Here is an 8,476-nt window from a genome sequence, read left to right on the forward strand (position 1 = left end):
AATTTAGTCAAATGTGAACTTAAATTGAATAAAGCGCATTAAAAAATCACCATCTTATGATAGTGATCTGATAATTATTAAAGGATTAGTATCCTTCTTTAGAAGTTTTTCCTTCAACAATAGCGATTGAACGACTTGTTCCAAATCTTGTGGCTCCAGCTTCGTACATTGCGATTAAATCATCAATGTTTGCAATTCCTCCAGCTGCTTTGATAAGTAATTTGTCTCCACAAACGCTTTTCATAATTTTAACATCTTCTAATGATGCACCACGGAAGCTTGTTCCTGTTGAAGTTTTGATGAATTCAGCACCTGATTTCATAACGATTTCAGTTACTTTTCTGATTTCTTCTTCTGATAATAAAGCTGTTTCGATAATAACTTTAAGAACTTTATCTCCACAAGCTTCTTTAACTTTTTTCATGTCGTTAAGAACGTATTCGTAGTCTCCTTGTTTGAAACGTCCGATAGCCATAACCATATCAATTTCTGTAGCACCGTGTTCGATAGCTAATTTAGCTTCATGTGCTTTAACTGCTGTAATGTTAGCTCCTAAAGGGAAACCAACAACTACAGTAACACCAATTCCTGTTCCTGCTAATCTTTCAGCTGCGTATTTTGCTCATCCTGAGTTAACACAAACTGTAGCAAAGTCATATTTAATAGCTTCGTCGATTAATTTATCAATGTCTTTTTTTTGCGCCTCAGCTTTTAATAAAGTATGATCGATTAATTTGTTGTAATTCATTTTATCCTTTGTTTAAATTTAACTATTTAAATTAAGTGTTTAATGTAATTATTGTAATTTAGCAATAATAATTTTGTTTTCAACTTTTTCTTTATTGAATTTGTATCCTTGTTTAAGTTCGTTAACTAATTCAACATCGATTGGGTTTGATGAATATAATGTGAATAATACATCACCTTTTTTAACTTCTTCATTTGTTTTCTTGTTCAATGTAATTCCGGCTTCATTGTCAATGCTGTCTTCTTTTGTTTTTCTTCCAGCACCTAATTTCATTGAAACAATACCAAATGTTAAAGCGTCAAAGATTTCTAAGTATCCTTCGTCTTCTGAAACAACTTCTAATTTGTATTTAGGATTTCAGAATGTAGGTGATTTAAGAGCTTCTACATCACCATGTTGTACTCTTACAAATTCATAGAATTTTTCAAGAGCTTTTCCGTTTTTAATAACTTCATCAACCATTTTAAGTGCTTCATCGTGTGATTTAGCAATTTTAGCTTGTTCTAAAATTGTTGCACAAGATGAGTAAACTAATTCATTGAAATCTTCAGGTCCTTTTCCTTCAAGAGTTCTAATAGCTTCAAGAACTTCGTTTTTGTTACCGATTTCACGACCAATTGGTCTTGACATATTTGTGATTTCGGCTCTTGTGTCTACATTAAGTTCTTTACCAATGCTAATCATTGTTTCAGCTAATGCAATAGCGCTTTTTTCATTTTTCATAAAAGCACCATTTCCACATTTAACATCAAGTAAGATAGCATTTGAACCTGTTGCTAATTTTTTAGACATAATAGATGAAGCAATAAGTGGAATAGATTCAACTGTTGCTGTAACATCTCTTAATGCATATAATTTTTTGTCAGCTGGAACAAGTGATGCAGATTGTCCAATAACTGCAATACCATGTTCTTTAACTTGTTCGATAAATTCTTTTTCTGATAATTCAACTGTGAAACCTGGAATTGTTTCTAATTTATCGATAGTTCCACCTGTGTGTCCAAGTCCTCTACCACTCATTTTAGCAACTGGAGCTCCTAAAGCAGCAACAATTGGCCCTACTGCTAAAGTTGTTTTATCTCCAATTCCACCTGTTGAGTGTTTGTCAACTTTAATACCAGGAATAGCTGATAAGTTCATAACTTCACCAGAATGCATCATATATTTTGTCATTGTTGCAATTTCTCTTGAGTTCATTTTATTAAACATAACTGCCATTAAGAATGCACTCATTTGGTAATCTGGTGTTTCACCTCTAACGTATGAATTAATTAAAAATTCAATTTCTTCATTTGTTAGTTCGTGATTTAAACGTTTTTTCTCAATAATATCTACTACACGCATATTATTTTGCTAATTCTAAAGCAATCTCCATCATTTTTGTAAATGCTGTTTGACGTTCTTCAGCTGATGTTTCTTCGTGTGTAATTAAGTTATCTGAAATTGTTAATAAACAAGCAGCTTCTTTTCCTGTAGCTTCAGCATTTGTGAATAATGCAAATGATTCCATTTCAACACAAACTGATTGTGTTTCTTCAATTCTTTGTTCAAGTGGAACAACTGAGTAGAATATATCTGATGAATGTACTCTTCCTTCAGTAATTTTTGTTCCTTGTGAAGCAGCAATAGCTTTAATTTCTTCGTTTAATTTTGCTGAAGGTAATGAAATGTTTCCTTCTTTTCCTAAAGCAATTCTTCTAAATGCATCAGCGTCAGCAAAAGCTTCTGATGCTAAAACAACTTCGTAAAGTCCTAAGTCAGCTTTGTATGATCCAGCTGAACCAATTCTAATAATTCTATCTACATCATAAAATTTGAATAATTCGTATGAGTAAATCCCGATTGAAGGACATCCCATTCCACTAGCTGCTACAGTGATTGGTCTTCCTTTGTATGTACCTGTGTACATAAACATATTTCTAACTGTATTAACTAATTTGAACCCTTCATCTAAGTATGTTTCAGCAATAAATTTTGCTCTTAATGGGTCACCTGGCATAATAACTGTTTTAGCTATTTCACCTTTTTTAGCATGAATGTGTGGTGTCATTTTTTCCTCCTAAATTTAATAATTTAAAAACATCAAAATATTAAGTATGATGTGGACTATTTTTAGTCAAAAATATTTTAACACTTAAAACAAAAAGTTATAAAAATTATTAATAATATATTATTAATAAGGAAAATAAAAAAGTTAGTCAAGCAGACTAACTAAAATATGCACAAAATAATTTCATATATAAATTCATTTAATGGAAGCAGTTATTATAAAATGCAAACCAAAAACAAAACTTTGACAAAAGTTCTATTTTTGAGTTTTTTATAGACATTTTAACGTCTGATAGTTTCTCTAGTATCTAAATTATAAATTGTACTTGGTGTTCCTGTTCCTTCACAGAAGTCAATAACATTTTCGATCATTGGGAATTGTGCTTTAGCTTCTTCTAAAGTTTTCGAAGCTGGTTGTCCTGATAAATTAGCACTTGTTAAATACATTGGGCCATTTTTAATTAAGAACTCTTGAAATGCTTTGCAAGCTGGCATTCTGAAACCTTGATCGTTTACAATAATTGTATTTGCTCCAGGTCATTTATGAATAGCAAATGCATTTGCTTCTTCATTTCATTGCGCAAATCCTTGAGCTTGTTCTAATGAACCTACAACAATTACCATCTTTTTATCTAATGGTCTTTGTTTAATTTCATAAAGTGCTTCTAATGTTTCAGGAGAAACAAAACCACCAAGTCCAGGTACAGTATCTGTAGATACTAGTAAAATATCTTTATATTTTGATCTTTCCATATTTTAATTTTACTCTTATAGAGTAAAATATATATACTAAATTAAATTTTTTTAAAATTTATTTAAAAAACTTTTAACCCTAAAAAAATGGAGGTAAAAATGCCAGAATACCCTGAAGTGACTATAATCACAGAACAATTAAATAAAAAAATATTAAACAAAACTATCAAAAATGTACAAATTAATGTTTCTAAAATTATTAAAAATGTACCTTTAGATGAGTTTGTAAAATCAGTTACTGATAAGAAAATTATCCAAATTCAAAATTATGGTAAATTCATCACAATTTATTTAGATGACAATTCCAAAATGGTTATCCATTTAAGAATGTCAGGTATGTTTTATGTTGTAGAACAACAACATTTAGCCGACTTAAAGAAAATGGTAAATCATATAATTGTTGAATTTTATTTATCTGACAACTTATGTTTTGTTTTTGTTGATCCAAGAATGTTCGGATCAATTGAATACTTTGCAAACACTGATAAAAGAAGTGTTTATGAAATCAAAAAGTTAGCTAAGTTACCTAAAGATGTAGATGTTGATGCTTTATATGAAAAATTACAAAGAAAAAACATTTCAATTAAAGCTGCATTATTAGATCAACAACTTGTTTTAGGTATAGGTAACATTTATGCTGATGAATGTTTATTTGCATCTAAAATTTACCCGATGACTAAATGCAACAAAGTAACTAAAGAACAACTTAAAGAACTTTTAAAAAATGCACAAATCATTATGGATGACAGTATCAAAGCAGGTGGCAGCACAGTTCACACTTATGCGTCAGTTAATGGTGTAGTTGGACATTATCAAAACTATTTAAGAGTTTATAGCAGAGCTAATAAACGTTGCTTAGTATGTAAAGAAGGAATTGTTCAAAAAGTTAAATTAGACTTTAAACCAAATGGGAGAGGAACATCATTCTGTCCTGTTTGTCAAAAAGAACAATAAGATGAATAAAAAAAGTTTATTAATAGTAATAGATATGCTTAACGGTTTTGCTAAAGAAGGAAAATTATCTTCAAGTAGAATAAATAATATTATTCCTACTATAGAAGATATGTTGCAAAACTATGAGCATAATATTTTCATATGCGACCATCACTCTGAAGATGATTTGGAAATGAAAACTTATCCAATTCACTGTTTAGCTAATGATAAAGAATCACAAATAGTTCCTGAATTACAAGAATATGTTCAAAAAATTTATTATAAAAATACTACAAATGGGTTTTACGACATTCCAATGAACTTATGAGATCAATATGATGAATTTGTGCTTGTAGGTTGCTGTACAGATATTTGTGTTATGCAACTTGCTTTAAGTTTAAAAATTTACTTGAACAAAATAAATTCAGATAAAAAAGTCATAGTTTATTCAAATGCAACTGATACATATGATGCTTCTGAACATAATGGAGATAAATTCCACAACTTTGCTCTAGACATAATGAAAAACGCAGGAATTAAAATTAGAGTATGAGAGTAGTTGATTTACACGGTTTATTAGCTGAAGAGGCTCTAATTGTAATTACAAACAATTTGTTTGATTATAAAACTGGTAAAGTTGACCAAATTATGTTCATCACAGGTAAAGGTACTGGTATTTTAAAAACTACATTAGAAAACTACTTGCATTCTAATAATATTAGATACTCTATTTTTAATGACGATGGAGCTTATTTAATAAATAGATTCAATGAACAACATTCAACATATGACTATGTTTCATATGAAGACGATGAAGAATTTTCAATGTCACCATTAGATGTAGACAATTTATTTAATAACTTCAAGAACGAAGAAGAATAAGAATAAATTGCTTTAAATTTAGATTTATCAGGATTATAAAAATCTAAATAAGCAGCAAAATACCTTTAATAATTAACCACTAGTTAAAGACTTTTAAGTCTATGTGCTAGTGGTTTTTGTATTTTGTAGCTTCAAAATATTAAATTTAGCAAATCAGAAACAAAAGGTATAATTATTTAACTTATTTATAAGTTAAATTACATAAGAAAGGAGAAAAAATGGAAAACTTAACACAAACTGATTTAAAACTTGGTTTAAGTTCTGAGGAAGCACTTAAAAGAAATCAACAATTTGGTTTAAACACAATTGAAACTAAAAAGAAAAAGAACATCTTTTTAATTTTCTTAAATCAATTTAAAGATTTTATGATCATCATTCTTTTAATCGCTGCTGCATTTAGTTTTGGTGTTACTATTTGAGAACACGTTGATGATAGATTAAAAACAACTAGTGAAATCGTTATCGCATATATTGAACCATTCATCATTTTAGTAGTTGTAGCACTTAACTCTATGCTTGGAACTTATCAGGAAATCAAGAGTGATCAAGCTGTAGCTGCATTAGCTAAATCTAATGAGCTTATGGCTAAAGTTATAAGAGATGGAAAAACAGTTGTTATTCCATCATCACAAGTTACAATTGGTGATTTAATTGTGGTTGAAGCTGGAGATTACATCTCTGCTGATGCTGAATTAGTTGAATCTTACTCACTTAGTGTAGTTGAATCATCATTAACTGGTGAATCGCTTGCTGTAGATAAAAAAGTTGGAACTATTGAAAACATTGAATCTTTACCATTAGGTGATAGATACAATCAAATTTACTCAAGTACATATGTTGTAAATGGTAGAGCAATTGCACTTGTAAAAGCAATTGGTGCTAACACAGAAATAGGAAAGATTAACTCATCTATCCAAGAACAAGAAGTTCAACTTTCGCCATTACAAATTAAATTAAACAAATTAAGTAAAATCTTCGGAATTGCTGGGGTTGTATTATTGTTCTTAACAACAATCTTACAAATTGTTTTAACAAACACAATTTCAAACACTTGAAATGAACCTCAAGTGTACTCAAACGCTGTTGTCATTGGTATTTCACTTGCAGTAGCTGCAATTCCTGAAGGGTTAATTACTTTCACAACAGTTCTTTTAGCAATCGGTGTTTCAAGAATGACAAAACAAAATGCAATTATCAAAGCATTCCCTGTTGTTGAAACATTAGGTTCTACATCAATTATTTGTTCAGATAAAACAGGAACATTAACTGAAAATAAAATGACAGTTGTTAAATTCTTTGAAGCAGGTGATCCAAATAATAAAAACTTAGCTAAATCACAAACATTAGCATCATTTGTTGCTTGTTGTGATGCAGAAGTTACAAAACTTGAAAATGGTTACAACGAAGTTGGAGACCCTACTGAAACAGCTATCTTAAGATTTGGAATTGAAAATAACAATTCGAAAGATAGTTTCTATTCTAGATACAAAAAGATTTCTTCACTTCCATTTGATAGTGACAGAAAAACAATGTCAGTTTTAATTGAAACACCTGAAGGTGGTAGAGTAATGATTACAAAAGGTGCTCCTGATGTAATCTTTGCTAAATCAAAAAACAAAGCTGATGAATATTCACACATCAATGAACAATGATCAAACGATTCAATCAGAGTTATTGCTGTTGGATACAAAAAAATGAAACCTGATACAACTTCAATTAGTGTTGAAGATGAAAACGATTTAGTATTCTTAGGATTAATCGGAATGATTGATCCACCTAGAGCTTCAGTTAAAGCTTCAATCGAAGAAGCTGCTGCAGCTGGAATTAAAACAGTTATGATTACAGGTGATCACTTGACAACTGCTATTTCAATTGCAAAAAGCTTATCAATTTTCAAAGATGGAGATATTGCAATTGATGGAAAACAATTAGCAGAAATGAGTGATGAACAATTATTAGAACAAGTTAAAAACATTTCTGTATATGCTCGTGTAAATCCATCTGACAAATTACGTATTGTTAAAGCTTGACAAGCACACAATCAAGTTGTTGCTATGACAGGAGACGGTGTTAATGATGCTCCTGCTCTTAAAGCGGCTGACGTTGGTTGTGCAATGGGAATTACAGGAACAGATGTTTCTAAACAAGCTGCTGATGTTATTTTAACTGATGACAACTTTAACACCATTGTACACGCTGTAAAAAGTGGTAGAGAAACATTCGACAGAATTAAAACAGTTATCTTAAACTTACTTATTTCTTCATTAACAGAAATTATCGTTATGTTATTTGGTTTATTCATCTTTAGATTTATCTTTAAAGATGCAATCAATACAGCTGAATTTATTGTTCTTACAGCTGCACAATTATTATGAATTAACCTTCTTACACACGGACTTCCTGCTATTGCACTTGGAATGGTGCCAAATGAAGAAGATGTTATGAAACGTAAACCATTTAATAAAAATGATAGTATCTTCGCAAATGGAATGGGTATTAGTTTAATTATCCAAAGTTCAATCTTAGGATTTGTATCATTACTTTCATACTTGTTTGTTGGGTTATATGCTCAATCACAAGGTATCAAAGGTGAATGATTTGTAAAACTTACATCTTCTGCTACATTCATTACATTAGGTATTGGTTCAAGTATTAACTCACTTAACCTAATGTCTTCAAAAAGCATTTTTGTAACAAACATTAAAAAATACTACTTAGTTTACTTAGCTTCAGCATTTAGCTTTATCTGTGTTGTTGCTTCAGCATTCATTCCCGGACTTGCTTCAGTGTTTGGAAATGTTGATATTGTTGAGTTTGTAAATAATGCAAAATTAATTAGTTTAGGAGCATCATACTCAGTTGTTTACTGACTAATTCCATTATTGCTTGGATTTGTCCTTACAGTTTCATTTGAATTCTACAAACTTTACAAATTTATTAAATTTAACCCTAACAATCACATCAAAGCTAAATTAGCAAAGAAAAACTAATTACCTTACAAATCACATAAACAGTTAAATTAATCAGTTTGACTGTTTTTTTTACAATTTTTGCATAATTTTGCATATTAGAGTATAAAAAAACAGTACCATGTGAGTGATACTGAATTTT

The 8,476-nt window shown here is 30.0% G+C and carries 8 protein-coding genes; 4 read left to right on the forward strand and 4 right to left on the reverse strand.

Annotated elements, in window-relative coordinates; all coding sequences use genetic code 4:
* Window positions 1–85: 85 nt before the first annotated feature.
* The 4 genes from deoC to VBM88_RS00925 form a co-directional block, all read right to left on the reverse strand.
* Window positions 86–748, reverse strand: coding sequence for a deoxyribose-phosphate aldolase (gene deoC / locus VBM88_RS00910; RefSeq protein WP_323176380.1), 663 nt, complete (start codon window positions 746–748; stop codon window positions 86–88).
* A 48-nt stretch (window positions 749–796) separates the two neighbouring features.
* On the reverse strand, window positions 797–2,092 hold the full coding sequence (locus tag VBM88_RS00915; protein WP_323176379.1) for a pyrimidine-nucleoside phosphorylase: 1,296 nt from the start codon (window positions 2,090–2,092) through the stop codon (window positions 797–799).
* 1 nt (window position 2,093) lies between these two features.
* On the reverse strand, window positions 2,094–2,798 hold the full coding sequence (gene deoD, locus VBM88_RS00920; RefSeq protein WP_257088632.1) for a purine-nucleoside phosphorylase: 705 nt from the start codon (window positions 2,796–2,798) through the stop codon (window positions 2,094–2,096).
* Between the two features lie 281 nt (window positions 2,799–3,079).
* Window positions 3,080–3,550, reverse strand: coding sequence for an L-threonylcarbamoyladenylate synthase (locus VBM88_RS00925; RefSeq protein WP_323176378.1), 471 nt, complete (start codon window positions 3,548–3,550; stop codon window positions 3,080–3,082).
* Between the two features lie 99 nt (window positions 3,551–3,649).
* Between VBM88_RS00925 and mutM the strand changes: the two genes are divergently transcribed.
* The 4 genes from mutM (at window position 3,650) to VBM88_RS00945 (ending at window position 8,355) form a co-directional block, all read left to right on the forward strand.
* Window positions 3,650–4,504, forward strand: coding sequence for a bifunctional DNA-formamidopyrimidine glycosylase/DNA-(apurinic or apyrimidinic site) lyase (gene mutM, locus VBM88_RS00930; RefSeq protein WP_323680217.1), 855 nt, complete (start codon window positions 3,650–3,652; stop codon window positions 4,502–4,504).
* A 1-nt stretch (window position 4,505) separates the two neighbouring features.
* The gene (locus VBM88_RS00935; RefSeq protein ID WP_323680218.1) at window positions 4,506–5,042 is read left to right on the forward strand and encodes an isochorismatase family cysteine hydrolase; all 537 of its coding nucleotides are present in this window, start codon (window positions 4,506–4,508) and stop codon (window positions 5,040–5,042) included.
* A complete protein-coding gene (locus VBM88_RS00940; RefSeq protein WP_323680219.1) occupies window positions 5,033–5,365 on the forward strand; it encodes a Smr/MutS family protein in 333 nt (110 codons plus the stop codon). The genes VBM88_RS00935 and VBM88_RS00940 overlap by 10 nt, the downstream gene beginning before the upstream one ends.
* A 218-nt stretch (window positions 5,366–5,583) precedes the next feature.
* The gene (locus VBM88_RS00945) at window positions 5,584–8,355 is read left to right on the forward strand and encodes a cation-translocating P-type ATPase (protein WP_323680220.1); all 2,772 of its coding nucleotides are present in this window, start codon (window positions 5,584–5,586) and stop codon (window positions 8,353–8,355) included.
* The last annotated feature ends 121 nt before the right edge of the window (window positions 8,356–8,476 follow it).

Origin of the sequence: Mycoplasma sp. 1232, from assembly GCF_034863345.1 — a bacterium.
Taxonomy (GTDB): Bacteria; Bacillota_I; Bacilli_A; order Mycoplasmatales; family Metamycoplasmataceae; genus Mycoplasmopsis.